The sequence below is a fragment of the Paracoccus kondratievae genome, from assembly GCF_009301415.1.
Taxonomy (GTDB): domain Bacteria; phylum Pseudomonadota; class Alphaproteobacteria; order Rhodobacterales; family Rhodobacteraceae; genus Paracoccus; species Paracoccus kondratievae.
Map to the genome: position 1 here is coordinate 1,743,525 of NZ_CP045072.1, position 25,969 is coordinate 1,769,493.

A 25,969-nucleotide genomic window follows, 5' to 3' on the forward strand; every position below is an offset into this window, starting at 1 on the left:
GCATTTATGGCACCGGAGACACAACAATTCAGGCCCGGCTCCCGCGACAAATACCGCGAACGGTGCCGGACAGTTGCCGCGTGTGGCCCGCGCCCGTTTTCACCTTGATCTACGCGATTTGCAGCCATGCTGTTTGCATCAGCCGACGCGTCCCTTAGAAGCGTCTCTTGGAACAGGCGTCCCCAAACAGGGACCGCAGGCGACAAGGCTGGACATGAGCGATCAACCCACCCCGATGATGGTGCAGTATCTTGCAATCCGCGAGGCCAATCCCGGCGCGCTGCTGTTCTATCGCATGGGGGATTTCTACGAGATGTTCTTTGACGATGCGGTTGCCGCCGCAGCCGCGCTGGACATCGCCCTGACCAAGCGCGGCACCCATATGGGTGAGCCGATCCCCATGTGCGGCGTCCCGGTCCATGCCGCGGAAAGCTATCTGCTGACGCTGATCCGCAAGGGGTTTCGCGTCGCCATCGCCGAGCAGATGGAGGACCCGGCCGAAGCCCGCAAGCGCGGCTCAAAAGCCGTGGTCGCACGCGAAGTGGTGCGTCTGGTCACCCCCGGTACGCTGACCGAGGAATCGCTTCTTGAGGCGCGGCGGCACAATTTCCTCGCCAGCTTTGCCAGCGTACGCGAGGATTCGGCGCTGGCATGGGTCGACATCTCGACCGGCGCCTTTCGGGTCATGACCTGCCCGCCCGCTCGGCTGGGACCGGAACTTGCGCGCAATGCCCCGCGAGAGCTTCTGGTCCTCGAAGGTTCGGATCTGGCCGAGATCGCGGCCGAGGCGGGCGCCGCACTGACCGAACTGCCCGCCGGCAGCTTTGACAGCAGCGCCGCCCAGCGTCGTCTGTGCGCACTGTTTTCGGTCGAGACGCTTGACGGCTTTGGCAACTTTTCACGCGCTGAACTGGCCGCCATGGGCGCGATCGCCGATTATCTGGAGCTGACGCAAAAGGGCCGGATGCCGCTTTTGCGCCCGCCGGTGCGCGAGGCTTTGGGGGGCGCGATGCAGATCGACGCCGCCACCCGCCGCAACCTGGAACTGACGCAGGCCTTGTCTGGCGGGCGCGAAGGCAGCCTGCTTGCCGCCATTGACCGCACCGTAACGGCAGGCGGCGCACGGCTGCTTGAGCGCCGGATCAGCGCGCCCTCGCGCAATCTGGACGAAATTCACGCCCGGCAGTCGGCTGTCGCCCATCTGGTGGACGACCCGCGCCTTGGTGCCGATCTGCGCTCTGCGTTGTCCCATGTCCCCGATATGGACCGGGCACTGTCGCGGCTGGCACTGGAACGCGGCGGGCCGCGCGATCTGGCCGCGATCCGCGCCGGGCTGACCCAGGCCGCCCGTATCGCCGCCATGCTGGGCGACGACCAGATTCAGGTTCTGGCCGAGGCCGCCCGCGACCTGACGGGCCATGACGCGCTGATCGACCTGCTGGACGAGGCGCTGGTCGCCGAACCGCCGCTGCTTGCCCGCGACGGGGGCTTTGTCGCGGCAGGCTATGACGAGGATCTGGACGAAACCCGCCGCCTGCGTGACGAGGGCCGTGGCGTCATCGCCAGTATGCAGGCTGATTATATTGCCGAAAGCGGTGTCCAAAGCCTTAAGATCAAGCATAACAACGTGCTGGGTTACTTTATCGAGACGACTTCGACCCATGCGGAAAAGATGCTGGCTCCGCCGCTGAACGAACGGTTCATCCACCGCCAGACCACGGCGAACCAGATCCGCTTTACCACGGTCGAGCTGTCCGAGCTTGAAACGCGCATCCTCAACGCCCGCGACCGCGCGCTGGAGATCGAGCGTCAGATATTTGCCCGCCTGACCGGTGCCGTTCTTGAACAGGCGGGCCCGATCGGGCAGGCGGCGCGGGCACTGGCAGAAATCGACCTGACCGCTGCCTTTGCCGATCTTGCCTCGGCCGAGGGGTGGGTGCGCCCCGAAGTGGACAGCAGCCGCGCCTTTATGATCGAAGGCGGCCGCCACCCGGTCGTCGAGCGCGCGCTAAAGCGCAAGGGCGAGGCTTTCGTCGCCAATGACTGCGCTTTGACCGAAGGCGGCACTCCGGCGATCTGGTTGCTGACCGGTCCGAATATGGCGGGTAAATCGACCTTTCTGCGCCAGAACGCGCTGATTGCCATTCTGGCGCAGGCTGGGGCGTTCGTCCCTGCACGCCGCGCCCATATCGGCCTTGTCAGTCAGCTGTTCAGCCGCGTCGGTGCGGCGGATGATCTGGCGCGCGGTCGCTCGACCTTCATGGTCGAGATGGTCGAGACGGCGGCAATTCTTAATCAGGCCGACGATCATGCGCTGGTCATCCTTGACGAGATCGGACGCGGTACGGCGACCTGGGACGGGCTTAGCATCGCCTGGGCAGTGCTGGAGCATCTGCATGCCAGAAACCGCTGCCGGGCGCTTTTTGCCACGCATTATCATGAGATGACCTCGCTTTCCGCGCGCCTGCCGGGGGTCGAGAATGCCACCGTCGCCGTGCGCGAATGGGAGGGCGAGGTGATCTTTCTGCACGAGGTCAGAAAGGGCGCCGCCGACAGGTCCTATGGCGTGCAGGTGGCGCGGCTGGCGGGGCTGCCCCCATCCGTTGTCGAGCGCGCCCGGGACATCCTGCACCAGCTAGAAAACGGAGAGCGGCAGGGCACCGGAAAACCGGCCGCGCTGCTTGACGATCTGCCGCTGTTCCGCGCCACGCCCGCACCGGCGCCTGGCGCGATGTCGCAACCCCAGCCTTCGGTGGTCGAGGAACGCCTGCGCAAGCTGAACCCCGATACGATCAGCGCACGTGAGGCGCTGGATCTGGTCTATGAGCTGCGGGCGATGCTTGACGAGGACGGAGCCGCCTGACCGGGCGGCCTATATCGTCACCTTGACGAAACTGTCGCGCAGGGCGGCCGACCACGCAGCGGACATGGCCATGAATGCCGGGTCGCCCTCGGCGATGCGACGATGGCTGACGCGGCAATCGTCCTTGCGGATCACCGCCAGATCCAGCGGCATCCCCACCGACAGGTTTGAACGCAGGGTCGAATCCATCGACAGCAGCGCCGCCTTTTGTGCGTCGTCCAGAGAGGTGTCGGGCCGCACCACCCGGTCAAGGATCGGCTTGCCGTATTTATGTTCGCCGATCTGCAGAAAGGGTGTGTCCTCGGTCGCCTCGATGAAATTGCCCTCGGGATAGATCAGGAACAGCCGCATCTCGCCCCCGGCACGCTGACCGCCGACGATCATGCTGGCGCTGGCCTGCTGGTTCAGTTCGCGGCATTGCTCGACAATCTCTCGCCGGGTGCGGTTCAGCGTATTGCCGATGATCGTCGCCACCTGCAGCATGGTCTGGGCGCGCATGATCGAGGTGGTCTCATCCGCTTCGGGCAGGTCGATCGCCTCTTGCAGCCGGGCGATGGTGGTCTGGGTGACCGACAGGCTGCCGGCGGTCATGATGGTGATGATCCGCTCGCCCGGTTTCTCAAAGAAGAACATCTTGCGATAGGTCGAGATGTTGTCCAGCCCGGCATTGGTGCGGGTGTCCGACAAAAGGACCAACCCTTCGTTGAGCTTAAGACCGACGCAATAGGTCATGACCGTCCCATGGCACAAAAACTCCCTGACGGATACGCCCGCCGGGGGCGAGGCGCAACAGCAAGGCTATTGCTCCATTTCCTCGACCTGTACGCGCACATCAAGGCTTTCGTCGCCCGTGCCAAAGGTGGTGCCGCGCACCGGGGCCGCGTCATCCGCATCCAGACCCGAGCCAAGCCGCACATAGCGGTCATCGGGGCAGCAGGCATTGGCCGCGTCAAAGCCGACCCATCCAAGGGGGCCGACATGAATCTCGGCCCAGGCATGGGCTGCGTCATGGGGTTGACCATCCCGGCTGGAATGCAGATAGCCCGAGACATAGCGCGCCGGCAGACCCCGTTCGCGGGCGCAGGCAATCAGCACATGGGCATGGTCCTGACAGACCCCCTGCCCCAGCGCCAGCGCCTCGGCCGCGGTGGTCCGCGCATCGGTCACGCCCGGGCTATAGGCAACCGCCTGTGTCACGGCGGCAGCCAGCCGATGGGCCAGGTCCAACCCGTCCTCACCCTGGGCCGAATGGGCCAGATCGCGCAACGCCGTATCCAGACCGGTCGCGGGCGTCGGGCGCAGGTAGACCAGCGGATGAACGCTTTCACGATGGCCGCGCAAAACACCGGCGGTATCGCGCGTCTCGACCTGACCCGAGATCGAGACGACGACCTCTTGCACCGGGCCGCGCACGGTCCAGCCCTCGATCCAGTCGCCCGCCCCGTCGCGAAAAGCCGCACCGCGTTGCCCGCCCGAGACCGAGATGGTCCAGTCCGCAACCCTCTGTCCCTCATAGACCGAGGGCGTCAGCCGCAGGCTCTGCACCAGCCCCTGCGCCGGTGGGTCATAGAAATAGCTGGTTTCATGGGTAATTTTCAGCCGCATGATGCGCCCCCCTTTTTACATCCGGCCGCTTAGGTAATCATCATGCACGGCGGTCGAGATGCTGGCCACCTCGCTGATGAACCAGGTGAGGAACTCGTGCAGCCCCTCGTCAAAGATCTCGTCGATATTGCGGGCAAGCAGGCGTTTCATCGTCTCATGCGCCCGGACCGAGGCGGTGGCGGGCACGCCCTCGCCATAGCGGCGCACCAGCCCGTCCAGATGCCAGACCGCCTCGTAGAGCGAGGTCAGAAGCGAACGCGGGCTTTCCCCGTTCAGGATCAGAAAATCGGCGACCTTCATCGCCGTTACATCGCCGCCATAGGCCCAGTGAAAGGCACGATGCGCCGAAAGCGCGCGCAGGATCACCTGCCATTGATAATTGTCGAGCCCGGATCCGACGAACTCGACCTGCGGCAGCAGCACATAATATTTCACGTCCAGCAGCCGCGCGGTGGCATCTGCCCGTTCAAGCGAATAGCCAAGGTTCAGAAAATGCCAGCCGTCGTTGCGCAACTGGGTTGCGTTGATCGCCCCGCGCACGGTCGAGCCATGGCGCGTGGTAAAGTCGGTCAGCATCGCGGTATCAAGCTGGCTGCGCGGCCGCCGCTCCAGCGACCGCAGTTCTTGATAGGCGGTGTTGAGCGCATCCCAGACCTGACTGGTCAGCGCCGTGCGCACGATCCGCCCGCCCTCACGCGCGCGCTCGATACATGAGGCGACCGAGGACGGGTTGGCATGGTCAAAGAAAAGCCAGCTTTCGATATTTTCCTGCGTGATTTCATCGCCGTAATGTTCGGCGAATGCAGTGCTGGCGCCCGAGGCACGCAAAAGCGAGTCCCATTCGTTGCGATACCCCTCTTCGGTGTTTGGCAACAGCGTGATACGCGCACCCACGTCCAAAAGACGGGCGGCGGTTTCGGCACGTTCCAGATGACGACCCATCCAGAACAGGTTGGCGGCGGTGCGGCTGAGCATGGCTGACCCCTTTCCTATTCCGTCAGGACCCAGGTGTCCTTGACGCCCCCGCCCTGAGACGAGTTCACGACCAGCGAGCCCTCGCGCAGCGCGACCCGCGTCAGCCCGCCCGGCACCAGTTCGATCCGGTCTCCGCACAGGCAGAAGGGCCGCAGGTCGACATGTCGCGGCGCCACCCCCTCATTGACGAAAGTCGGGCTTGTGGACAGTGCCAGCGTCGGCTGGGCGATGTAATTGCCGGGGCTGGCCTTGATCCGCTCGGCAAACGACTCGATCTCGGCCTTGCTGGCGCGGGGGCCGATCAACATGCCATAGCCGCCCGAACCGTGGACCTCTTTGACCACCAGATCCTTGAGGTTGGCCATGACATAGCGATAATCCTCGTCTTTCCACAGCGTCCAGGTCTGAACGTTGCGCAGGATCGGCTCTTCGCCGAGGTAAAAGCGGATCATTTCGGGGACGAAGGTATAGACCGCCTTGTCATCTGCGACGCCCGCCCCCGGCGCCGAGGTGATCGACACTCCGCCCGAACGATAGACATCCATCAGTCCCGGCACGCCCAGCATGGAATCGCGGCGAAAACACAAAGGATCAAGGAACTGGTCATCAATGCGGCGATAGATGACATCGACGCGCTTTGGCCCCTGCGTGGTGCGCATATAAACAAAGCCGCCGTCGACAAATAGGTCGCTGCCCTCGACCAGTTCGACGCCCATCAGGTTGGCCAGAAAGCTGTGCTCATAATAGGCGCTGTTGTAATGGCCGGGGGTCAGGATGACGATGGTCGGCGGCCCCTCGCATTTCCGCGGCGCGACAGAAACAAGCGTGCGGCGCAGCAGTTCAGGATACTGATCCACCGGCTCGATCCGGTTGTTGCGGAACAGCGCCGGGAACATGCGCATCATGATCTCGCGGTTTTCCAGCATATAGCTGACGCCCGAGGGGGTGCGGCAATTGTCCTCAAGCACATAAAACTCATCCCGTCCAGTGCGAACGATGTCGATACCGACGATATGGGAATAGACACCGCGTGGCGGGGTAAAGTTTGCCATCGCTTTTTCATAAGCGTCGTTCTGATAAACAAGCCGCGCCGGGATACGGCCCGCGCGCACGATCTCGGCCCGCCCGTAAACATCGCGCAGAAAAGCGTTCAGCGCCCGGGCGCGCTGCTTGATCCCCCTTTCAAGCCGGCGCCATTCGGCCTGCAGGAACACCCGCGGCATCATGTCAAAGGGGATCAGCCGGTCCGGATCGCCCCCCTCGCCATAGACGGCAAAGGTGATACCGATGCGACGAAACAGCGCCTCGGCCTCGGCCTGCTTCATCTGGCGGATCTCGACCGGCATGGTCTCGATCCATTCAGACAGCATGGCATAGGGTTCACGCACCCGATCGCCTTCGAGCATCTCGTTGTAACAGTTCATCATCTTCACCACCCCCTGCTTTGTCCCCGATCTTCGCATCCGCAGTGGCACTGTCCACAGCGCGTCCCCCGCGAATGGTCGGGAAATCCGTTTTTGTCAGAGCAGAGCCTCACTCCGCCCAAATATAAGGCAGTTCAGCAGCAGCGGCCCTGTCCACAGCAGTTTAACGCAGCAAAGCCGGGAAAAGATGCGCAGACAGATCGTCAGAAAATGATCGGATCATCTTCGAGCGCGCCAAGATCGCCGACTCCGTTCAGCATGATGGTATCGCCTTTGCCAAAATCCTGAACGGTATTGCCGTCGACGACCCGGCCGACCTCCTGCAGTGCCGCGGCCGCGCTCATTTCGGCTCCGCCCCACAGCGTGCCGCCGATTTGCTGCCCGTCGATATTGTTATGAAAACCCCGTGCCTTATCCCGACCACCGGCAAAAGCAGTCGGCCCCGCCACCGCCCAGCAGAGAGCCACTGTCTGCACCACCGATAAAAGTGTCGTTTCCGGCCACGCCGACAGGCGCGTCATTACCTCCACGACTGCTGAGACGATTGGTGCGAGCATTCCGGTGATCCGGTTCGCCAGTGAATTGCCGGAACCGTTCTGCGCCTTGTCCGATCCCAGAACCAGGTTCTCAAGCCACCAGCCCAGCCTCATGCAGGCATAGGACCGAACCGGATTGATACCGCTGTCTCTTGTCTCAACGATCTTGTCTTTGACGTCGGGGACATAGACATCGTTGTCGGCGCTGTTTCCGATCACCAGATCGTTGCCGCGACCGGCCTGCATGTTCCCGATCAGCGTATCGGAGGTGATCGAAATATTGCCGACAAGCCATGGGCCCCGGATACGGTTCCAGGCGTCGGCGAGATCCGCCGATCATGATTGTCCGAGGCAAGATACAGCGTATCCACACAGTCGCGATCACAGATGGTGAATATGATCGGCTCAGGGCTATCCGTATTACGCAGCAGGCGCGCTACGACGGAACAGGCTGACCCGGCTATCGGTTTTCTCGTCATACACCCATTGCCACAGCGACCCCACATTCACATGACAGCTCGCGATCCTTTCGCCGGTCATCATTGATGAAGGACAGCGTCCTGACCATAGTCACCAAAGGTGATATGGATGGTGGCGCAGAGACCGGGATCGCGGCTGAAGGTAATACCGGCAACCGCCTCCCAGGCGGGCAGAGTCTTTCTGGCAAACTGCCGGCCCTCTGCCGACGGCCCGGGGAGGTCCACGTTCAGCACTCCACGCGGCCTGACATCGAACGAACGGCGGCCGCAGCCCTGGCTTTCCAATAGCCATCGGTCAGCCGACGGGTGATCTCAGCCTTTGAAAACCTGCCCATCTCGTACACCTTCCTGCTGCCGGGTGTTGAATAACGGCCGCAGGATGCCAGCCCGCCGATACCTTCTATTCAACCAGTCCCGATCTTCAGATCCCCTGCTTATCTGGCAGAGGTTCAGAATGCCCTTGGATGGTTGAAGCCTATGCGCTGAGCCTGCAGGAGCATTTTGCACCGCCCGGGGTACTCTGAGAGTTCTTGCAGCGACAATCAGTCCCGTTCTGTCCGTGGCAACGCATTTTCGATCAGAAGCTCGGCAAAAGCACGCAGTTAATTCCCCGGGCACGACGTCCGGTCCATAACCGACAGTTCAGGCTCATCTCCCGCGCGCCGATCCGCGCCATCTTCGGCCACCAGACGTACCCGCAAGATTACGGGATTCGGACTCTCAGCCTTCAACGTAAGGTGCAGCAGAGCGTTCTTGCCGGCAACAAGCTGATAACCCGCCCGCCCCCTCGCAGAGCCCCGCCCGAAGCCGTGCAAATGCGGACCACCGGGGCACTTTACCCGGGCCGGCAGATCAGCGCCACGGGGTCGCGCCGCCATAAGCGCCGCTTATGGCACACGACTGCAAGCAAAATCGCGGAATGGGCAAGGCGTATGTTTTCCTCTTCCATCCATGGGCAGAATGTCCCGGAACTCTGGCACGCATGGTTTTGCGGTTCAACGGTTCCATTCACCGGCAATCAACCGGCAACTAAAATGCCGGGAATAATTTCATTCCTTTTTCACTGTTTGCGGCGCAAATCCTGAGAGCGCTTACCAAGCGGTAAGGATTAGGACATTAGAGATAGGCAGAATTACAGGAAACCGGGATATGACGATGCAACTTAAATCGCTGCCTCATCCAGACGGGCTGATCATCCGTGTCGATGAACGCCGCCTTGATGCAGCTATCGCCACAGCGTTCAAGGATCGCATACGCGGGATGATCGCCACCGGAGGAATCCAGATAATTCTGGACTTGGGCGGGGTTGATTTTATGGACAGCTCGGGCCTTGGGGCGATTATTGCCATTTACAAGGCGATGCCATCAGGAAAAAAATTAACGCTGACGGGCATGACTCCGAATGTCGAACGGGTATTCCGTCTGACCAGAATGGATAAAGTTCTTCCCATTCAAGAATGGGCTGAGACCCCTGCCAGCAGCAATAAAAGAGCCGCGGAATGAATGCGGCATTCAAGCAGGCTGAAACACGGCTGCGATGCCCCCCGCCGGGACGGCAGCCCATGTTTCACCGGATTTTCCGCGCCAACCCCGCAACGGTGCGCGCGGTCCTGCATTTCCTGCGTGAGCGGTTCGACGGCTGCGCTGAAAGTGAGGTCATCTCGAAAGTCGAGCTGGCGCTGGCCGAAGTGCTGAACAATATCTGCGAACACGGCATCAGACACGAAGCTGAGCGGTTACAGGGCCAGCCTCATATACCGCTGATCCACCTATGCGTCGCTCGACATGTGGGCGGCATAGCCTGTGCGGTAACAGATGATGGTCGGCCGCTGCCCCCCTCTTGTCTGGAGGCTCACGGCCTGCCCACGATTTCAGCGCCGGCAGATGCTTTGGATGCAATCCTTTTATTGCCCGAAGGCGGTTTTGGCTGGTTCTTGATTCAGGAACTGACGGCTTCGTTGAGCTATTTCCGTGAAGGCAGGCGAAATTTCCTAGGCTTTATCGTACCTGTAGCCGAACCGCCCCGGCAGCCAGTCGCGTCGAATGAGGGCTAAAGCCCTTCAGTTCAGCCCGAATTGCAAGGGATAACGGCCGTCCTGAAATTCACCGAACATCTCCATCACTTCAGGATGTTCCAGTGGCTCCCCGGAATTGTCCGGAACCAGATTCTGCTCTGAGACATAGGCCACGTAATAGGTCGCCTCGGTCTCGGCATAAAGATGGTAGAAGGGCTGGTTGCGGGCCGGACGTGAATCCTCGGGAATGGACTCATACCACTCCTCAGTATTTGAGAATTCGGGGTCCACGTCAAAGACCACCCCGCGGAAGGGATGTTCACGATGGCGAACCACCTGGCCCAGATTATATTTCGCGGTCTTGGACGGAATCCGCATCTTACCATTCCTGTTTCGCGCGGCTCATACAGCCCTGGGGCGCCGGAGTCCACCTGTCGGACATGAACAATCCGTATCGGTCAATTTTGACACGGATTTTTGCTGCTTTCATCCGAAATCCGCGCGGCTTGGCCAGAGGCTGGACTTACTTTGCAGGCAACGCCTCGCCCGGCTCCAGCGCCACGGTCGAGATCGACATCTTGGCCGACCCCTCTTTCACCTGATCGGTATGGGCCAGATAGATCAGCACCTGATTGTCTTCATCATAGATGCGCTTGACACGCAGCGCCTTGAAGATCAGCGAACGTGAGGCGCTGAACACATCCTCACCCTCAGGACCGCGACGAATGTCCCCGATGCGGACCGGGCCGGTGCGCGTGCATTCGATGGCCGAGTTCGAGGGATCCTCGAACCAGTTTCCCTGGCTTAGCCTGTCAAGCACCGAACGCTCAAAGTAAGCCAGATGGCAGGTCACGCCTTGAACCTTGGGATCAGCGATGGCTTCGACAATGATATCGTTTCCAACCCAGTCCACCCCGACCTCGCCCACGACTTCGGCCGAGGCGGGCACGGCCATGAGCATCAGCGCGGCCAACCCAGTTTTCATCGAACCCTCCAGAACAATATCGCGCCATGCAAGATGGTGGTCCCGAAGGGCTGTCGCAAGATGGCTATGAACCAGCCCTGACAGCGGGCACGCAGGCAACGCACCCCTGCCCGTCAGCCCTTCTTCAGCCGGCTTTCGATCAGCAAATCAGCCTCGTCCAGAATCGGATGGGCGACCGAGGCGATATGCGCATTCACCCGCTTGAGGTCGCGCAGAATGTCCAGATGCAGCGAAGAGGTCTGCTGGCTGTCAGCCCGCCCCTCACGCAAGCGCATCAGATGGCGCTGCGCCGACATGCGCTCAAGCCGCCGAATCTCGACCTTTTCTTCCATCAACTGACGGGCCAGATCACGGTCACGGGTCATAAAGATGGTCTGAGCCAGACGCAGATTCTCGATGGTCATCAGGAACAGCACATCGAGCTCGCGGAAGCCCTCCTCCGAAAAACGCAGAGACAGCACCGCTTTCTTGCGCAACTCGGGACCCAGTCCCTTGTCGATAATGTCGCCGACATGTTCAAGGTTGATGACATAGTCGAGGATGGTGATAGCCTGCCGCCGCTCATCCTCACCAGCATCGCGGCCAAGGCGGGACAGAAAGCTTTTGATCTCTTGCTGCATGCGGTCGACACGCTCTTCCAGCACAGCGACCTCGGCCAGCGGAGCATCATCGCTGCGCTCAAACGCGGTATGGGCTTGCTGCAACATCCGCTCGACCACATCGCCGATCGCCAGCGCCGCGCGGCTTGCCCGGCCCAGCGCCACAGCAGGTGTGTCAAGCGCGCTGCCGTCCAGCAGCTGAACTTCGATTGGCGGTGTCTGTTCGTCTTCGCGCACCAGCTTGGCAGTCAGGCGCGACACCAGCCCGGCAAAGGGCCAGATCACCGCCGCCAGCACGAGGTTAAAGGCCAGATGCGCCTCAACCGCCAGCCCGGTTTCAGGCAGCGGCATAGCGGTCAGCGCCAGCGCCGCCTGCCCAGCCAAAGGTAGCGCGACCATGCAGCCAACCCCACGCACGATCAGGTTGCCCAGCGCCACGCGCCGTGCTGCAATCCCCTGTCCCACGGTCGCAAGCACCGGCGGAATCGCACCGCCAAGGTTTGCGCCCAGCACCAGAACCACCGTCAGCGCCGGGTCCATGCCCAGCGACAGCACCAGCATCACCACCGCCAGCGAGGATGAGCAGATCACCGCAAGCCCAGCCGCCATGGCCAGGGCCACCGGCCACGCATTGCTCAGCATGGCCAGAAAAGCCGCCATTGCTACCGATTCACGCAAGGGTTCGGTCGCCTGGCTAAGCAGCGCGAGAGACAGCAGCATCAGCGCAATGCCGATCAGCGCCAACCCCGCCCCTGAGAGCGAGCGACGATCCTGCCGGCGCAGGATATAACCCACAAGCAGCATCACCGGCACCAGCGCCTCAATCCCCGAGGCGACGATCCAGGCGGTCAGCGCCGTACCCAGATTCGCCCCAAGCAGCACGATCTGGCCCATTCGGGGCTGGATCATGCCGCGATCCGCGAAAGAGGCCGTCATCAAAGCCGTCGCGGTCGAGCTTTGCAGCCCCAGCGTCGCAACCAGACCCGAAATAAACGCGCGCGGCCCGTTCTTTGTGCCCCGGCCCAGCACCATCTTCAGCTTGACGCCAAAGGCACGAACCATCCCGTCGCGCACCAGCCCCAGCCCAAAGAGCAGCAGCGCCACCGCACCGGCCAGCTGAAACATGACGGACAAGGACTGCACGACTGATAACCTCCTGCCGCACCATTATGATGCGTGCTTTTTTACAAATATCTGGCCCGTTGCGGCGACGCGTCAACGGATACCAAGAATGTTAAATGTTTCCCGACACTACAGTCGCAGCGTTGTCACATTACTGCCGCATTTGCAGGCACCGGGATCGGCTCGCGCCCGCCTTCGGTCAGAAGATGCAGGCCCGTGTCGTCAAAAACGACGGCACTGAGCGGGCCACCATAGGCCGCCCCGGTGTCAATGGCCAGCCTGTTGCCAAAATGTGTCACTTTGCCGACCGGAGTGTGACCATGCACGACCAGCACCCCATGGTCACTGGCGTCATCCAGAAAGCCTTTGCGGATCCAGACAAGATCATGCTCGGTCTGCTGCGACAGATCCACACCGGGACGAATGCCGGCATGGACAAACAGCGCCTGCGGTATCAGGTGCCACAGCGGCAGGGCAGAGAGCCAGCGCAGATGCACCTCGGGCACCGCGCGCAGCACATCTGCGTGGGTACGGACATGATCGCGGATCTCGACCCCATAGGCGGCCAGCGTCTCGGCCGCACCCAGCGATTCATGGTCCAGCCAATGCCGCCCCGAGCTCAGGCCGGGATCAATCCAGCCAGGCTCGACGGCAAAACGCGGCAGGAAACGGTCGTGATTGCCGCGCAAGACGATCCATGGCCGCCCCTCGGCCTGCCCCCGCATCAGATGTTCGACCACCGCCCGCGAATCCGGCCCCCGGTCCAGCAGATCGCCGACATGCACCACGGTCCCGCCGCCGCCATGCGCGGCATCATCCCGCGCGATCAGCTCATGCGCCGCGCGCAACAGTTCGATATGGCCGTGGATGTCTCCAATGGCATAGGTCCGCATGCCGCCCTCACAAATGAAAACCCCCGGAACCTAGTCCGGGGGCTGGAAAGGTTCAAACCTCGAAATACATTGGCCGGACCTGCAGGAACTTTCCGGTGGCGCGCAAGGCCTCCAACGCTTCAGGCTTCAGAGCTTCGTCAAGGTAAAGGATCGCGATTGCATCATCGCCAGCCTTGGTACGACCAAGGGTAAAGTTGGCGATGTTGACGCCCAGATCACCCAGCGTCGCCCCCAGCGCCCCGATCACACCCGGGACGTCCTTGTTGCGGGTGTAAAGCATGTATTGCCCGATTTCTGCGTCGACATTGATGCCACGGATCTGGATAAAGCGCGGTTTGCCGTCGCTGAACACCGTGCCCGCGATCGAGCGTTCACGCGTGTCGGTAACCACGGTTGCCTTGATGTAACCGTCAAAGACACCCGACTTGGCCTGGGTGGTGGTCGCCACCTGCACCCCGCGCTCAGCCGCCATGACCGGGGCCGAGACCATGTTCACATCCGGGTTGGTCGCCTTCATCACCCCGGCAATCACCGAAGCGTTCAGCGCCTTAAGGTTCATCTCCGAGGTCACGCCGTCATAAAGCACATTGATCGCCTTGATCGGCTCGTCGGTCATCTGGCCGATAAAAGCTCCCAGATGGCCTGCAAGCTTCAGCCACGGCCCCATCACCGCCGCCTCTTCGGCAGTGACCGAGGGCATGTTCAGCGCATTCTGCACCGCGCCGGTCAGCAGATAATCCGACATCTGCTCAGCGACTTGCAGGGCGACATTCTCTTGCGCCTCGGTGGTCGAAGCGCCCAGATGCGGCGTCACCACGACGTTCGGCAACCCGAACAGCGGGCTTTCGGTCGCAGGCTCGGTCGCAAATACATCAAGCGCAGCCCCGGCCACATGGCCCGATTTCAGCAGATCAGCCAGCGCCCTCTCATCAATCAGCCCACCACGGGCAGCGTTGACGATGCGCACCCCCTTCCTGGTCTTCTCCAGATTCTCGCGCGACAGAATGTTGCGGGTCTTGTCGGTCAGGGGCACATGCAGCGTAATAAAATCAGCCTTGGCCAGCAGCTCGTCCAGCTCGACCTTCTTGACGCCCAGCTCCTTGGCGCGATCTTCCGACAGGAAGGGGTCATAGGCCAGGACCTTCATCTTCAGCCCCAACGCGCGGTCAATGACGATCGAGCCGATGTTTCCCGCCCCGATGACGCCCAGCGTCTTGTTAAAGACCTCGACACCCATAAAGCGGTTTTTCTCCCACTTGCCCTCATGGGTCGAAACGCTGGCCTCGGGCAATTGACGGGCAACGGCGAACATCAGCGCAATGGCATGTTCGGCGGTGGTGACCGAGTTGCCAAAAGGCGTGTTCATCACGATCACACCTTTTTTCGAGGCAGCCGGAATATCGACATTGTCCACCCCGATACCGGCACGGCCGATCACCTTCAGACGAGTGGCATTTTCCAGCAGCTTCGCCGTCACCTTCGTGGCCGAGCGAATGGCCAGACCGTCATATTCACCGATGATCTCAGCCAGCTTGTCTTTATCCTTGCCGACGTCGGGCAGATAATCGACTTCAACGCCGCGATCACGGAAAATCTGCACGGCGGTTTCCGAAAGCTTGTCCGAAACAAGAACCTTGGGCATTTCTCTATCCTCTGGATATACAGGGCCGGCGCGGGAAAACGCCCCCCGCGCGAGTGTTTCTTTCGTGAATAAATATCCCGGGGTCCGGGGCAGCGCCCCGGTCCGGCAGATCGCTCAGGCAGCCTCGGCCTGCGCCTCGATCTCGGCCTCAAAGGCATATTCGATCCAAGGCATCAGCGCCGCGACATCCGAGGTCTCAACGGTCGAGCCGCACCAGATCCGCAAACCGGGAGGTGCATCGCGATAGGCGCCGGCGTCCAGCGCCACGCCCTCTTTCTCCAATCGCTTGGCAACGGCCTTGGCAAAAGCTGCGCCATCCCTGATGCGCGGATCGGTAAATTTCAGGCAGACCGAAGTGGTCGAGGCCGTCGCCGGGTCCTCGGCCAGATCAGCGATCCAATCCTTATCGGCGATGAAATCGCGCACGGCCTGTGCATTGGCCTCGGCCCGGGCGATCAGCGCCTTGCGGCCGCCAAGCGACTTGGCCCATTTCAGCGCCACCAGATAATCCTCGACGCACAGCATCGACGGCGTGTTGATGGTCTCGCCCTTAAAGATGCCCTCGATCAGCTTTCCGCCCTTGGTCATGCGGAAAATCTTGGGCAGCGGCCAGGCGGGGGTATAGCTTTCCAGCCGCTCGACAGCGCGCGGGCTCAGGATCAGCACACCATGCGCACCCTCGCCGCCCAGAACTTTCTGCCAGCTAAAGGTCACCACATCCAGCTTGTCAAAGGGCAGATCCATCGCGAATGCAGCCGAGGTCGCGTCACAGATGGTCAGCCCGTCGCGGTTTGCCGGAATCGCATCGCCATTCGGCACCCGCACGCCCGAGGTCGTGCCGTTCCAGGTAAAGACAACATCATTGTTGAAGTCGACTTCGGCGAAATCGACGATCTTGCCGTAATCAGCCTTGCGCACCACTGCATCCAGCTTCAGCTGCTTGACCACGTCGGTCACCCAGCCTTCGCCAAAGCTTTCCCAGGCCAGCATCTCGACCTTGCGTGCGCCCAGAAGCGACCACAGCGCCATCTCGACCGCGCCGGTGTCCGAGGCAGGCACGATGCCGATACGGTAATCGGCCGGCACGCCCAGAATCTCGCGGGTCAGGTCGATGGCCTCGGCCAGCTTGGCCTTACCGATAGCTGCGCGATGCGACCGGCCCAAGGGGGCGTCGGCAAGCATGTCCAGCGAATAATGGGGGATCTTGGCGCAGGGGCCCGAAGAAAAGCGCGGATTGGCCGGCCGCGCGGCCGGAGCAGTCTTGCTCATGATGTTAGCCTTCCAGCTATAAGCGCCGCGTTGGGGCGGCGTGTCCCGCGAACGGCTCTACTACCCGGCCGGGATTCTCGCAAGGAAAATTTGCAAGCAATGTTTGCGACAGTTTGGCGGCACGATTCCGACGATTGATCCCCCGCAGCGCATTGGCTAGTGCTGCCGCAAACAACCGCCCCGGGGGCCCTTATGTTCACCGTCACCCTTCTTGCCGCGCCCAGCCGGGCGGACCTCTCCCCCTCGCTGGTCGATGAGCTGTGCAGCGCCTGGAACGGCGGCCATGTGATCTGGCTGGCTGCCGGCATCGCCGCCGAATTCCCGCTGCCTGCCGAGCCCGTAGATTTCTGGCAGGTGTGGGAACAGCTTCAGGCCCGGGGCTTTGATATCGCGATCCAGCCGACCCAGGGCCGGCGCAAGGCGGTGCTGCTGGCCGATATGGATTCGACGATGATCCAGCAGGAATGCATCGACGAACTCGCCGCGGTCGCCGGAGCAGGCGAACGTGTCGCAGCCATCACCGCCCGCGCCATGAACGGCGAGCTGAACTTTCACGAGGCACTGCTGGCCCGGGTCGGTCTGCTGGCCGGCCTGCCCGAAACCGCGATCCGCGAGGTGCTCGACACGCGCATCACCCTTGCTCCGGGGGGACGCGAACTGGTTGCAACCATGCGCGCGCAGGGCGCCTATACCGCGCTCGTCTCGGGCGGGTTCACCGATTTCACTGGCCCGATTGCACGCACACTTGGCTTTGACGAGCATCGCGCCAACACCCTTTTGGCCGAAGGCGGTGTCCTGACCGGACAAGTCACCCTGCCGATCCTTGGACGAGAAGCCAAGGTCGAGGCGCTGAACGATATCACCGCCGCCCGCGGCCTTTCGGCCGCCGATGTGCTGGCGGTCGGCGACGGCGCGAACGACCTCGGCATGCTGGAACTGGCTGGCATGGGGGTCGCGCTGCATGCCAAACCGGCGGTCGCAGCGCAGGTCGGCTTGCGAATCAACCACGGCGATCTGACCGCGCTTTTATATCTGCAAGGCTACGCGGCCGAAGAATTTGTCGGCTAGAAATGTCAAATTTGTCGCATCTTCTTGCTCCAAAGAGCAAATTCCGGCCTCAAGCGAACTTGCGGCCATGACCGTTCGGTGACAGAAGCAGAAAATGACTCCGCGCCTTAAAGCTTTGACCGTGCATCTTCTGACCGCTACTGGAGCGGTTCTGTCGATGCTTGCGCTGCTGGCCGCCGTTCGTGGCGACTGGTCGCAGATGTTCTTCTGGCTGGTCATCGCGCTGATCGTCGATGGCGTCGACGGCCCCCTGGCGCGGCGTTATCACGTCAAAATCAACTGGCCGACCTATGACGGCGTGTTGATGGACCTGATCATCGACTACCTGACCTATGTGTTCATCCCGGCCTATGCGCTGTTCATGTCGGGGCTTTTGCCCGGCTGGACCGGCTGGATTGCCATCATCGCGATCACCTATGGCAGTGTGATTTATTTCGCTGACACGCGGATGAAAACCCGGGACAATTCCTTTGCCGGCTTTCCCGCCTGCTGGAACATGGTCGTGCTGGTGCTTTTCGCGCTCAAGCCGAATTTCTGGGTCATCCTGGCCATCGTGGTGGCGCTGACCGTGACCATGTTCACCAACGTAAAATTCATCCACCCGGTACGAACCAAACGCTGGCGGCTGGTATCTCTGCCCGTCACCGTTGCCTGGGTCGTCTTTGCAGTCTGGGCGGTTCTGGTCGATTTTCACCCCGACAGTTTTGCCCGCTGGGGCCTGCTGCTTAGTTCGCTGTGGCTGATGTTTGCCGGTCTGGCCCAGCAACTGACTGAGCGGCGGACTTGATCAAAGACCATTTTCCCCGGAAGGTGCCAGGCTAAGGATAGCCGAAGGGGAGCAGGATGTTCGCAAGATTCAAGCTGGCCGCAGCAGCGGCGGCAATGCTGTGCACGCCAGCACTGGCAGCACCCGATTCGATCACATTGGGCATGGTGCTGGAGCCGCCGAATCTTGACCCCACCGGGGGTGCAGCGGCCGCGATCGACGAAGTTGTCTATGCCAATGTCTTCGAGGGGCTGACCCGCATCGCCCCGGACGGCAGCGTCCAGCCCGGCCTTGCCGAAAGCTGGGACAGCTCTGACGGCAAGACCTACACCTTTCACCTGCGCCCGGGTGTGACCTTTCACGACGGCAGCGCCTTTGACGCGCAGGACGTGATCTTTTCGCTGGACCGCGCCCGGGCTGACGACAGCACCAACGCCCAGAAGGTCCTGTTCGAGGGGATCGAGACGGTTGAGGCCGTTGACCCTCTCACCGTCCGCGTCACGCTGAAATCCCCCGATGGCGGCTTTCCTTTCAAGATGGCCTGGGGCGATGCGGTGATGGTGGATGAGGCCAGCATCAAGGACATCGCCACCCAACCGGTCGGCACCGGCCCCTTTCGCTTTGGCGAATGGAAACAGGGCGATCATGTGCGACTGGACGCCTTTGACGGCTATTGGGGGCAAAAACCGGCGCTTAAATCCGCCACCTTCCGCTTTATCGGCGATCCGACCGCCGCCTTTGCCGCGCTGATGGCCGGGGATATCGACTCCTTTCCGATCTATCCTGCGCCCGAGACACTGTCTCAGCTTGAGGCGGACCCGCGCTTTCGCATCCTCACAGGCACGACCGAGGGCGAAACCATTCTGGCCATGAACCACAAAAACCCCGCCCTGGCCGATATCCGGGTGCGTCAGGCCATCGCCCATGCGATCAACCGCCAGGAGATCATCGACGGTGCGATGTTCGGCTATGGCACCCCCATCGGCACCCATTTCGCGCCGCATCACCCCGATTACGTCGATCTGACAGCGAAATCGCAATACGATCCCGAACAGTCGAAAAAGCTGCTGGCCGAGGCTGGCACCGGGGATCTGACCCTGCGCCTTGCCCTGCCCCCAACCCCCTATGCCCGCCGGGGCGGCGAGATCGTCGCGGCAGAGCTGCGCGCCGTCGGTATTCAGACCCAGATCACCAATATGGAATGGGCGCAGTGGCTTGAGCAGGTTTTCAAGAATGCCGATTACGATCTGACCATCATCAGCCATGTCGAGCCGATGGATATCGGCATCTATGGCCGCAAGGACTATTATTTCAACTACACCAACGCAGGCTTTGATGAGGTGATGGCTCGTCTTGACGCCACCACCGACCCGGCAGAGCGTTCGGCACTGCTGAAACAGGCGCAAGAGATTTTGGCGGGGGATTATGCCAACGCCTTCCTGTTCCAGCTTGCCAAGACCGGCGTCGCCAAGGCCGAAATCGAAGGGCTGTGGGACAACTCTCCTATGCCGGCAAATGACCTGACCCAGGTGCGGTGGAAGGAATAACCCCCCGGCTCCAGCTGGCAAGCCCTGGAAAACGCCGTTCAAAGCGGCGTTTTTCAGTTCTTCAGCACCAGACAGCGCCCACCAAGGCCGCGCAGGCGGGTGCAAAAAGCATAGGCCTCGGATTTGGAGGAATAGCCGATCTGCGCCGTGTACACCTTGCGCGGCCCACCCGAAATGCGGCGCAGCACATAGCTGACCCGCTTGCCGCCAAGAATCGGGCGCAGTTGCCGGTTCAGACGCGCAACCTGATTGCTGACCCCCGCGCGGCTTGGGTGGGTGGCAACGATCACACCCCACGGCCAGGGATGATCGGGGGTCTGGAACTCGCGTAGCTTGCGCTTGCCGGCCAGATCTATGCAGGCCTGACGAAAGGGCCGCTCTTTATCCAGCCGCACGTCCAGCTTTTCAGGTGGGTTCTCGCGCCAGGCCGTGGCCGTCTGGCCGGTGATCGCCTGAACGTAATCCTGCGTCTCCCACGGCAGGTTACCGCCTTGGGCAACGAAACGCGCCGCCCGGTTCTCGCCGCCGTTATAGGCAACAGCGGCCAGACCGACATTGCCGAAACTGGTGGTCAAGCTGGCCAGATAACGGGCTGAGGCCTCGATAGCCTTGGCCGGGTTAAAGGGATCGTCAAGCCCAACCATATCGGCCGTGCCAGGCATGAACTGCGCAATTCCCATGGCGCCGACCGGGCTGATCGCGCCATGCTCGAACAGGCTTTCCTTCCACAGCAGGCGCGCAAAGAAATGCGGATCCAGCCCGTTCTTGCCCGCCTCACGCTCGATAGCGGCGCAAACATCAGGGACATAGCTTGCCAGCGAAATGCAGGACTTCCCGTCATTGGTGCAGCGCAGCTTTTCAGACAGGCGCGGCGCAGGCAGACCCAGAATCGCATCCACCGCCTCATAAGCTGGGGCGGCGGTCGCGGTCAGAACAGTGGCAAGGGCCAGGATCAGGCGGCGCATAGGGGTCTCGGACAGATCAGGCTTGGCCCAGATAGCAATCCGGGCACGGGTTGAAAACCGTGCCTGCGCTCATCCGTCAACCTTCTTGTCGGCCTTTGGCTTGTCTGCGGCTTTCGCGGGGGCCTTTTCCTTGGCTGAAGTATCAGCGGCAGATGCGGCGGATTTCGCCGACTTGCGCGCAGCCTTGTCAGACTCTTTGGCGGTTTTCTTTTCGGCTTGCTTGATGAGCCGGCGTTCGGCCTTATCGGTCCCCTGCCCAGCCTCATCACCCTGCTCGGCCTTGCGGCGACGCTTTTCGGTCGAGGCATTGGAGGTCGCCAGCAGCAAAGCCTTGCGCAGCGCCTCGCTTTCATCGCGCATCCGGCGCAGGTCGCGGTGCAGCCTGTTCAGCGCAGCCTTGTCCAACTGGCGCAGGGCCGCTGGTTCGGTCCGGGCAACAAGCCCATCCAGATCACTCAGGACATCTGCCAAGGTCGGTTCGGCGGGGGTAACCATGAAAATCGCTCCGTTTCAGGCAATTGATGGCCAGAACCTGCCACGCCTCGTCGGCAGAGACCAGAAAAAGAATGCCCCGGCCACGACGGGCCGGGGCAGGATCAGTCCGAAAGGATCGGACGATTATTGCGCAGGCTGGGCCGCCGCGGTCTGGACCTCGCCCGCCGGGGCAAGATAACCGTTCGGCAACTCGACCAGCGGGCCTTCCAGCGCAAGGCTTTCAGCGCGGGTGCGGACCTTGACGCGGGTCCCGTTCGGCACGTTTTCAAACAGGTCCATGATGTCCTGGTTGAACAGGCGGATGCAGCCTGCCGAAGTCGCCTTGCCGATCGAGGACGGGTCCATCGTGCCGTGGATACGGTACATGGTGTCACGCCCGCCCTGATACAGATACAGCGCGCGCGACCCCAGCGGGTTGTCGACGCCGCCCGGCAGGCCACCCTTCAGCGGGCCGTAAAGCTCGGGCTGGGTGCGGACCATGTTCGCGGTGGGCGTCCAGCTGGGCCAGGCGTGCTTGCGCCCGATGGTGGCCGAACCCTGAAAGTTCTTACCGGCCTGACCGACGGCCACGCCGTAACGCATCGCCTCGCCGTTATCGAGCACGTAGTAAAGGAACCGCGCATAGGGATCGACAACGATCGTCCCGGGCGCATCGGGGCCGTTATAGGGAACGCGCTGGCGCCGGTTCCGCTCGGTCAGGTAGGCGGGGCGGACGGCGTGAATCTCGATCGGCTGGCCATTCGGGCCCGTATCGACCCGCGCACCATAAACGCCCTGATCAGCGGTGGGCGGCTGGGCCGGAGTCTGGGGGGTAGGCGCACAGGCGGCAAGGCCAAGACCCATCGCCAGAATGAGCGGTGCAAAGCGCATCAATGTTTCCCTTCGTAACGCGCCGCGCCAATCCAGCGCGGTCGTGGCAGCTGTGACATTGCGTCGGGCCGCGCGCCCTACCCGAGCAGAGGGCGGACACGGGGTATTTCTACCCACCGTATCAGACTGACCGCTTTGCCGCGTCAAGCCTCGGCAGGCCCGAACCACCGCAGTCGTTACCGAACTGTTGCCAAATCGCGCGATTCTCATCACCTGATCGTAGCAATTCACGCTGCAAGGGAACCCGCAGCCGCGGGGAAACGTTTCCCGCCACATCGGCCAAGAGCCGCAAATCGCGAAGGAGGCGCATTCACATGACCCTGTCCGCACTGCTTATCACCCTGATCATCGGCGCGATTGCCGGCTGGCTTGCCGGTCTGATCGTCAAAGGCCATGGGCAGGGCCTGCTGATGAATATTGTTGTTGGTATCCTTGGCGCCGTAATCGCCGGCTGGCTGTTTCCGACCATCGGCCTTGGCACTTCGGGCTCAACCCTTGGCACAATTGTCTCGGCCACAATCGGCGCAGTCATCCTGCTGGTGGTGCTGCGGCTGATCAAAAGGGCCTGACCTCAGAATCAACCCGGCCTCAGAACGACGAAAGGGATCGTATACGATCCCTTTCGTTTCCATTCTGGAAATTGCTGACGGATCAGGCTTCGGCAGGCTGCAGCGTGGGTTGGCCCGCCGCACGACCGCCGCGCAGATAGCGCGCATAGCCCAGATCCTCGGCCGCGATGTCCGGTTTGCGCCCCGAGATCAGGTCGGCAATCAGCCGCCCCGACCCCGCCGACATGGTCCAGCCCAGCGTGCCATGCCCGGTGTTGAGGTATAGGTTCGGGATCGGGGTCGCACCGACAATCGGCGTCCCATCTGGCGTCATCGGTCGCAGCCCGGTCCAGAACAGCGCCTTATCGGTATCACCCGCCCCACCGAACAGCTCATTCACCGATTTCGCCAGCGTCTCTTTGCGGCGCGGGTTCAGGCTAAGGTCATAACCTGCGATCTCGGCCAGGCCACCAACGCGGATGCGGTCGCCAAGCCGGGTGATCGCAACCTTGTAAGTCTCGTCCATCACGGTCGAAACCGGAGCCCGGCTTTCATCGCTGATATCAATGGTCAGCGAATAACCCTTCAGCGGATAGATCGGCAGGCGCAGGCCCAGATGCCGCACCATCTGCGGCGAATGGGGACCCATGGCTAGCACATAGCGATCTGCGGTCAGGCGGCCTTTATCGGTGCGCACGGCGCTGATGCGGCCAACCCCGGCTTCGAGCGACTCGATATTGACGCCCCACATGAACTTGACGCCCGCCTCGGCCGCCATCTCGGCCAGCCGGTTGGTGAACAGGAAGCAATCCCCCGTCTCATCCCCCGGCAGGCGCAGCCCGCCGACGATCTCATCAGCGGCCTTGGCCAGCCCCGGCTCGGCAGCAACGCAGCCTGCGCGGTCCAAAAGCTCAAAGGGAACCCCGTCGGCCTTGAGCACCTCGATATCCTTGCCCGCCGCATCCAGCTGCTGCTGTTTGCGAAAGACCTGCAACGTACCCTGAGTACGCTCATCATAACGGATGCCCGTCTCGGCCCGCAGCTCAACCAGGCAGTCGCGGCTATATTCGGCCAGCCGGACCATACGACTTTTGTTGATGGCATAGGCCGAAGAGGTGCAATTCGCCAGCATCCGCGCCATCCACGACAGGCGCTGCCAGTCCAGCCGGGGCTGAATAACCAGGGGCGCATGGCGCTGGAACATCCATTTCAGCGCCTTCAGCGGGATGCCCGGCGCGGCCCAGGGCGAGGAATAGCCCGGCGAAATCTCTCCCGCATTGGCAAAGCTGGTTTCCAGCGCCGGTCCCGGCTGCCGGTCGATCACGGTGACCTCATGACCTGCCTTGGCCAGATACCATGCCGAAGTGACCCCCAGCACGCCCGCCCCAAGAACGATGACCTTCATCTTCGCGCACCCCCAAATCCGAGTTGGGCCAAGGATATCCAAGCGGATGGAAATGAAATCCCGATTCCATCACAAAATTACGGATAAACGACAATACTAATGCGTAATATGCGATTTCAATCGAAGATTATTCGATGATTTTCCGGAATCGCCGGACAATCGCGCCAGGACGGCAAGAATCGCCCGGGGCGGATTGCGACTGGCACGACCTCTGCCTAAGGTTGGAGACGCCGTCCCAGGTTTTCAGGATCATGCCAGCCCCTGCCCGCAAGAGCCCCTTTGCCCCGTTCCGTCACCGCGATTTCCGGCTGCTCTGGTCGGCCACGCTGATTTCCAACTTTGGAGGGCTGGTTCAGGCGGTTGGTGCCGCCTGGATGATGACCCAGCTAACCGATTCGGCAACGCTGATCGCACTGGTGCAGGCGTCAAACACCCTGCCGATCATGCTGTTTGCGCTGCTTTCGGGGGCGCTTGCCGATATTTTTGACCGCCGCACTCTGCTTTTGGGGGCGCAGACGTTCATGGCGCTGGTCTCGGTCATGCTCGCGGTGCTGACATGGCAGGGTTGGATGACGCCGCTGATCCTTTTGTCCCTGACCTTTCTGATCGGGGTCGGACAGGCGATCTATAACCCGCCGTGGCAGGCAAGCATGCAGGATCTGGTCCCGCGCGAAGACCTGCCGGCGGCGGTGTCGCTGAACTCGGTCGGCTTTAACCTGATGCGCAGCGTCGGCCCGGCAGTGGGCGGGATCATCACCGCCGCCTTTGGCGCGGCGGTTACCTTCGCGGTGAACGCGATCAGCTATATGCCTTTGCTTGGCACGCTTTTGCGCTGGCATCCGGTCACCCCACCCCGTACCACAACGCCCGAGCCCTTTGTCGCGGCGGTGGGCGCGGGGCTGCGCTATGTGGCGCTGTCGCCCAATCTGGTGCGCGTGCTGTCGCGTGGGGCACTGTTCGGTTTTTCGGCCATCGTGATCATGGCGCTATTGCCGGTGGTCGCCAAACAGAACCCGGCCGGAGGTTCGCTGCTTTTTGGCCTGCTGCTTGGCTGTTTCGGACTGGGCGCGATCTGCGGGGCGCTGATCAACCCGCGTGTGCGCGAACGGCTGGACAATGAAAATGTCATCCGGCTGGCCTTTGCCGCCTTTGGCGGCTCAGCCCTGCTGCTGGCGCTGACGGAAAGCACATGGCTGCATGTGCTGGCGATGCTGCCCGCGGGGGCAAGCTGGGTGCTGGCGCTGTCGCTTTTTAATGTGACGGTCCAGCTGTCGACGCCGCGCTGGGTGGTGGCACGGGCACTGGCGCTGTACCAGACGGCGGTCTTTGGCGGCATGGCAGCGGGCAGCTGGATCTGGGGCGCGGTCGCCAACAGCTATGACGTGAACACGGCACTGATTGCGGCCTCGGTCCCGCTGTTTCTGGGCGCAATTCTGGGGCATTGGCTGCGCATCCCTGAATTCGGCACGCTGGATCTGGACCCGGTAAACCGCTTTCGCGAACCTGAACTGGCCGTGGATCTACGCAGCCGTTCGGGCCCGATCATGGTCATGGTGGATTACGAGATTGACCAGAAAGACGTGCCCGAATTCCTGCGCCTGATGGCGCTGCGCCGCAATATCCGTCGCCGCGACGGGGCGCGGAACTGGGCACTGCTGCGCGATCTTGAACACCCCGAGCGCTGGACCGAAAGCTATCACATCGCCACCTGGGATGAATATATCCGCCACAACCTGCGCCGCACCAAAGCGGATTTCGAGACCTATCAGGACCTGCACAAACTGCACCGCGGCAGCGAGCCTCCGCTTGTCCACCGCATGATCGAGCGTCACACCGTCAGTCTGGACGACGATATGCCGCTGATCGGCAAGATCGAGGTACCCTGAGCGTATAGGTGA

General features: G+C 62.0%; 24 protein-coding genes. 8 read left to right on the forward strand and 16 right to left on the reverse strand.

What is annotated here, in order from left to right:
- Positions 1–214: 214 nt before the first annotated feature.
- Positions 215–2,863 (forward strand): DNA mismatch repair protein MutS, encoded by a 2,649-nt coding sequence (mutS, locus tag F8A10_RS08720; RefSeq protein ID WP_152367147.1) that lies wholly within the window; start codon positions 215–217, stop codon positions 2,861–2,863.
- A gap of 9 nt (positions 2,864–2,872) precedes the next feature.
- On the opposite strand, the gene F8A10_RS08725 is transcribed toward mutS, so the two are convergent.
- From F8A10_RS08725 to F8A10_RS21090, 6 genes are all read right to left on the reverse strand, one after another.
- On the reverse strand, positions 2,873–3,595 hold the full coding sequence (locus F8A10_RS08725) for an Ntn hydrolase family protein (protein WP_010395591.1): 723 nt from the start codon (positions 3,593–3,595) through the stop codon (positions 2,873–2,875).
- 66 nt (positions 3,596–3,661) lie between these two features.
- Entirely contained in the window at positions 3,662–4,468 is an 807-nt protein-coding gene (locus F8A10_RS08730; protein WP_152367148.1) for a transglutaminase family protein, read from the reverse strand.
- Positions 4,469–4,483: 15 nt separating this feature from the next.
- Positions 4,484–5,443, reverse strand: coding sequence for an alpha-E domain-containing protein (locus F8A10_RS08735; protein WP_085502283.1), 960 nt, complete (start codon positions 5,441–5,443; stop codon positions 4,484–4,486).
- A gap of 14 nt (positions 5,444–5,457) precedes the next feature.
- The gene (locus F8A10_RS08740) at positions 5,458–6,870 is read right to left on the reverse strand and encodes a circularly permuted type 2 ATP-grasp protein (RefSeq protein WP_029371918.1); all 1,413 of its coding nucleotides are present in this window, start codon (positions 6,868–6,870) and stop codon (positions 5,458–5,460) included.
- A 200-nt stretch (positions 6,871–7,070) separates the two neighbouring features.
- Positions 7,071–7,649, reverse strand: a complete 579-nt coding sequence (locus F8A10_RS08745; RefSeq protein WP_152367149.1) for a hypothetical protein — start codon at positions 7,647–7,649, stop codon at positions 7,071–7,073.
- Positions 7,650–7,942: 293 nt separating this feature from the next.
- Entirely contained in the window at positions 7,943–8,116 is a 174-nt protein-coding gene (locus F8A10_RS21090; protein ID WP_193668113.1) for a zinc metalloprotease, read from the reverse strand.
- Between the two features lie 915 nt (positions 8,117–9,031).
- Between F8A10_RS21090 and F8A10_RS08750 the strand changes: the two genes are divergently transcribed.
- Positions 9,032–9,385, forward strand: coding sequence for an STAS domain-containing protein (locus F8A10_RS08750; RefSeq protein ID WP_010395602.1), 354 nt, complete (start codon positions 9,032–9,034; stop codon positions 9,383–9,385).
- A gap of 59 nt (positions 9,386–9,444) precedes the next feature.
- Positions 9,445–9,936 carry an ATP-binding protein gene (locus tag F8A10_RS08755; RefSeq protein ID WP_227493373.1) on the forward strand — a complete coding sequence of 164 codons (492 nt, stop codon included), beginning with the start codon at positions 9,445–9,447 and terminating at the stop codon, positions 9,934–9,936.
- Between the two features lie 6 nt (positions 9,937–9,942).
- On the opposite strand, the gene hspQ is transcribed toward F8A10_RS08755, so the two are convergent.
- The 6 genes from hspQ to F8A10_RS08785 form a co-directional block, all read right to left on the reverse strand.
- Positions 9,943–10,275: a heat shock protein HspQ gene (hspQ, locus tag F8A10_RS08760; RefSeq protein ID WP_010395606.1), complete on the reverse strand. Its 333-nt coding sequence runs from the start codon at positions 10,273–10,275 to the stop codon at positions 9,943–9,945.
- Between the two features lie 145 nt (positions 10,276–10,420).
- Positions 10,421–10,882, reverse strand: a complete 462-nt coding sequence (locus tag F8A10_RS08765) for a CreA family protein (protein WP_010395610.1) — start codon at positions 10,880–10,882, stop codon at positions 10,421–10,423.
- 113 nt (positions 10,883–10,995) lie between these two features.
- The gene (locus tag F8A10_RS08770; protein WP_085502285.1) at positions 10,996–12,624 is read right to left on the reverse strand and encodes a Na/Pi cotransporter family protein; all 1,629 of its coding nucleotides are present in this window, start codon (positions 12,622–12,624) and stop codon (positions 10,996–10,998) included.
- 125 nt (positions 12,625–12,749) lie between these two features.
- Complete coding sequence (locus tag F8A10_RS08775) at positions 12,750–13,496, reverse strand: metallophosphoesterase (protein WP_085502286.1); 747 nt, start codon at positions 13,494–13,496, stop codon at positions 12,750–12,752.
- A gap of 52 nt (positions 13,497–13,548) precedes the next feature.
- Positions 13,549–15,138, reverse strand: coding sequence for a phosphoglycerate dehydrogenase (gene serA / locus F8A10_RS08780; RefSeq protein WP_010395617.1), 1,590 nt, complete (start codon positions 15,136–15,138; stop codon positions 13,549–13,551).
- A 114-nt stretch (positions 15,139–15,252) separates the two neighbouring features.
- Complete coding sequence (locus tag F8A10_RS08785; RefSeq protein ID WP_010395618.1) at positions 15,253–16,407, reverse strand: phosphoserine transaminase; 1,155 nt, start codon at positions 16,405–16,407, stop codon at positions 15,253–15,255.
- Positions 16,408–16,599: 192 nt separating this feature from the next.
- Between F8A10_RS08785 and serB the strand changes: the two genes are divergently transcribed.
- The 3 genes from serB (at position 16,600) to F8A10_RS08800 (ending at position 19,788) form a co-directional block, all read left to right on the forward strand.
- Positions 16,600–17,475: a phosphoserine phosphatase SerB gene (gene serB / locus F8A10_RS08790; RefSeq protein ID WP_010395620.1), complete on the forward strand. Its 876-nt coding sequence runs from the start codon at positions 16,600–16,602 to the stop codon at positions 17,473–17,475.
- Positions 17,476–17,569: 94 nt separating this feature from the next.
- Positions 17,570–18,262 carry a CDP-alcohol phosphatidyltransferase family protein gene (locus F8A10_RS08795; protein ID WP_085502288.1) on the forward strand — a complete coding sequence of 231 codons (693 nt, stop codon included), beginning with the start codon at positions 17,570–17,572 and terminating at the stop codon, positions 18,260–18,262.
- A 56-nt stretch (positions 18,263–18,318) separates the two neighbouring features.
- Complete coding sequence (locus tag F8A10_RS08800) at positions 18,319–19,788, forward strand: ABC transporter substrate-binding protein (protein ID WP_152367150.1); 1,470 nt, start codon at positions 18,319–18,321, stop codon at positions 19,786–19,788.
- Between the two features lie 53 nt (positions 19,789–19,841).
- On the opposite strand, the gene F8A10_RS08805 is transcribed toward F8A10_RS08800, so the two are convergent.
- The 3 genes from F8A10_RS08805 to F8A10_RS08815 form a co-directional block, all read right to left on the reverse strand.
- Positions 19,842–20,753 (reverse strand): lytic transglycosylase domain-containing protein, encoded by a 912-nt coding sequence (locus tag F8A10_RS08805; RefSeq protein ID WP_010395628.1) that lies wholly within the window; start codon positions 20,751–20,753, stop codon positions 19,842–19,844.
- 69 nt (positions 20,754–20,822) lie between these two features.
- The gene (locus tag F8A10_RS08810) at positions 20,823–21,248 is read right to left on the reverse strand and encodes a hypothetical protein (protein WP_010395632.1); all 426 of its coding nucleotides are present in this window, start codon (positions 21,246–21,248) and stop codon (positions 20,823–20,825) included.
- A gap of 123 nt (positions 21,249–21,371) precedes the next feature.
- Complete coding sequence (locus F8A10_RS08815) at positions 21,372–22,118, reverse strand: L,D-transpeptidase (RefSeq protein WP_010395634.1); 747 nt, start codon at positions 22,116–22,118, stop codon at positions 21,372–21,374.
- A 314-nt stretch (positions 22,119–22,432) separates the two neighbouring features.
- On the opposite strand from F8A10_RS08815, the gene F8A10_RS08820 reads away from it, so the two are divergent.
- Entirely contained in the window at positions 22,433–22,687 is a 255-nt protein-coding gene (locus F8A10_RS08820) for a GlsB/YeaQ/YmgE family stress response membrane protein (protein ID WP_010395637.1), read from the forward strand.
- 82 nt (positions 22,688–22,769) lie between these two features.
- Here F8A10_RS08820 and F8A10_RS08825 read toward each other — a convergent pair whose 3' ends face one another.
- On the reverse strand, positions 22,770–24,071 hold the full coding sequence (locus F8A10_RS08825) for a D-amino acid dehydrogenase (RefSeq protein ID WP_010395639.1): 1,302 nt from the start codon (positions 24,069–24,071) through the stop codon (positions 22,770–22,772).
- A 251-nt stretch (positions 24,072–24,322) separates the two neighbouring features.
- Here F8A10_RS08825 and F8A10_RS08830 point away from each other — a divergent pair, with 251 nt between their 5' ends.
- On the forward strand, positions 24,323–25,957 hold the full coding sequence (locus F8A10_RS08830) for an MFS transporter (protein WP_152367151.1): 1,635 nt from the start codon (positions 24,323–24,325) through the stop codon (positions 25,955–25,957).
- Positions 25,958–25,969: the final 12 nt, after the last annotated feature.

Excerpts from the sequence above, each read along its gene's own strand:
- F8A10_RS08745 (WP_152367149.1), bottom strand. The coding sequence starts at position 7,649 with ATGCAGGCCGGTCGCGGCAACGATCTGGTGATCGGAAACAGCGCCGAC.
- F8A10_RS08785 (WP_010395618.1), bottom strand. The coding sequence starts at position 16,407 with ATGAGCAAGACTGCTCCGGCCGCGCGGCCGGCCAATCCGCGCTTTTCT.
- F8A10_RS08800 (WP_152367150.1), top strand. The coding sequence starts at position 18,319 with ATGTTCGCAAGATTCAAGCTGGCCGCAGCAGCGGCGGCAATGCTGTGC.
- F8A10_RS08730 (WP_152367148.1), bottom strand. The coding sequence starts at position 4,468 with ATGCGGCTGAAAATTACCCATGAAACCAGCTATTTCTATGACCCACCG.
- F8A10_RS08750 (WP_010395602.1), top strand. The coding sequence starts at position 9,032 with ATGACGATGCAACTTAAATCGCTGCCTCATCCAGACGGGCTGATCATC.
- F8A10_RS08775 (WP_085502286.1), bottom strand. The coding sequence starts at position 13,496 with ATGCGGACCTATGCCATTGGAGACATCCACGGCCATATCGAACTGTTG.
- F8A10_RS08795 (WP_085502288.1), top strand. The coding sequence starts at position 17,570 with ATGACTCCGCGCCTTAAAGCTTTGACCGTGCATCTTCTGACCGCTACT.
- mutS (WP_152367147.1), top strand. The coding sequence starts at position 215 with ATGAGCGATCAACCCACCCCGATGATGGTGCAGTATCTTGCAATCCGC.
- F8A10_RS08820 (WP_010395637.1), top strand. The coding sequence starts at position 22,433 with ATGACCCTGTCCGCACTGCTTATCACCCTGATCATCGGCGCGATTGCC.
- serA (WP_010395617.1), bottom strand. The coding sequence starts at position 15,138 with ATGCCCAAGGTTCTTGTTTCGGACAAGCTTTCGGAAACCGCCGTGCAG.
- F8A10_RS08740 (WP_029371918.1), bottom strand. The coding sequence starts at position 6,870 with ATGATGAACTGTTACAACGAGATGCTCGAAGGCGATCGGGTGCGTGAA.
- F8A10_RS08805 (WP_010395628.1), bottom strand. The coding sequence starts at position 20,753 with ATGCGCCGCCTGATCCTGGCCCTTGCCACTGTTCTGACCGCGACCGCC.
- F8A10_RS08725 (WP_010395591.1), bottom strand. The coding sequence starts at position 3,595 with ATGACCTATTGCGTCGGTCTTAAGCTCAACGAAGGGTTGGTCCTTTTG.
- serB (WP_010395620.1), top strand. The coding sequence starts at position 16,600 with ATGTTCACCGTCACCCTTCTTGCCGCGCCCAGCCGGGCGGACCTCTCC.
- F8A10_RS08815 (WP_010395634.1), bottom strand. The coding sequence starts at position 22,118 with ATGCGCTTTGCACCGCTCATTCTGGCGATGGGTCTTGGCCTTGCCGCC.
- hspQ (WP_010395606.1), bottom strand. The coding sequence starts at position 10,275 with ATGCGGATTCCGTCCAAGACCGCGAAATATAATCTGGGCCAGGTGGTT.
- F8A10_RS08825 (WP_010395639.1), bottom strand. The coding sequence starts at position 24,071 with ATGAAGGTCATCGTTCTTGGGGCGGGCGTGCTGGGGGTCACTTCGGCA.
- F8A10_RS08755 (WP_227493373.1), top strand. The coding sequence starts at position 9,445 with ATGTTTCACCGGATTTTCCGCGCCAACCCCGCAACGGTGCGCGCGGTC.
- F8A10_RS08735 (WP_085502283.1), bottom strand. The coding sequence starts at position 5,443 with ATGCTCAGCCGCACCGCCGCCAACCTGTTCTGGATGGGTCGTCATCTG.
- F8A10_RS08830 (WP_152367151.1), top strand. The coding sequence starts at position 24,323 with ATGCCAGCCCCTGCCCGCAAGAGCCCCTTTGCCCCGTTCCGTCACCGC.
- F8A10_RS08765 (WP_010395610.1), bottom strand. The coding sequence starts at position 10,882 with ATGAAAACTGGGTTGGCCGCGCTGATGCTCATGGCCGTGCCCGCCTCG.
- F8A10_RS08810 (WP_010395632.1), bottom strand. The coding sequence starts at position 21,248 with ATGGTTACCCCCGCCGAACCGACCTTGGCAGATGTCCTGAGTGATCTG.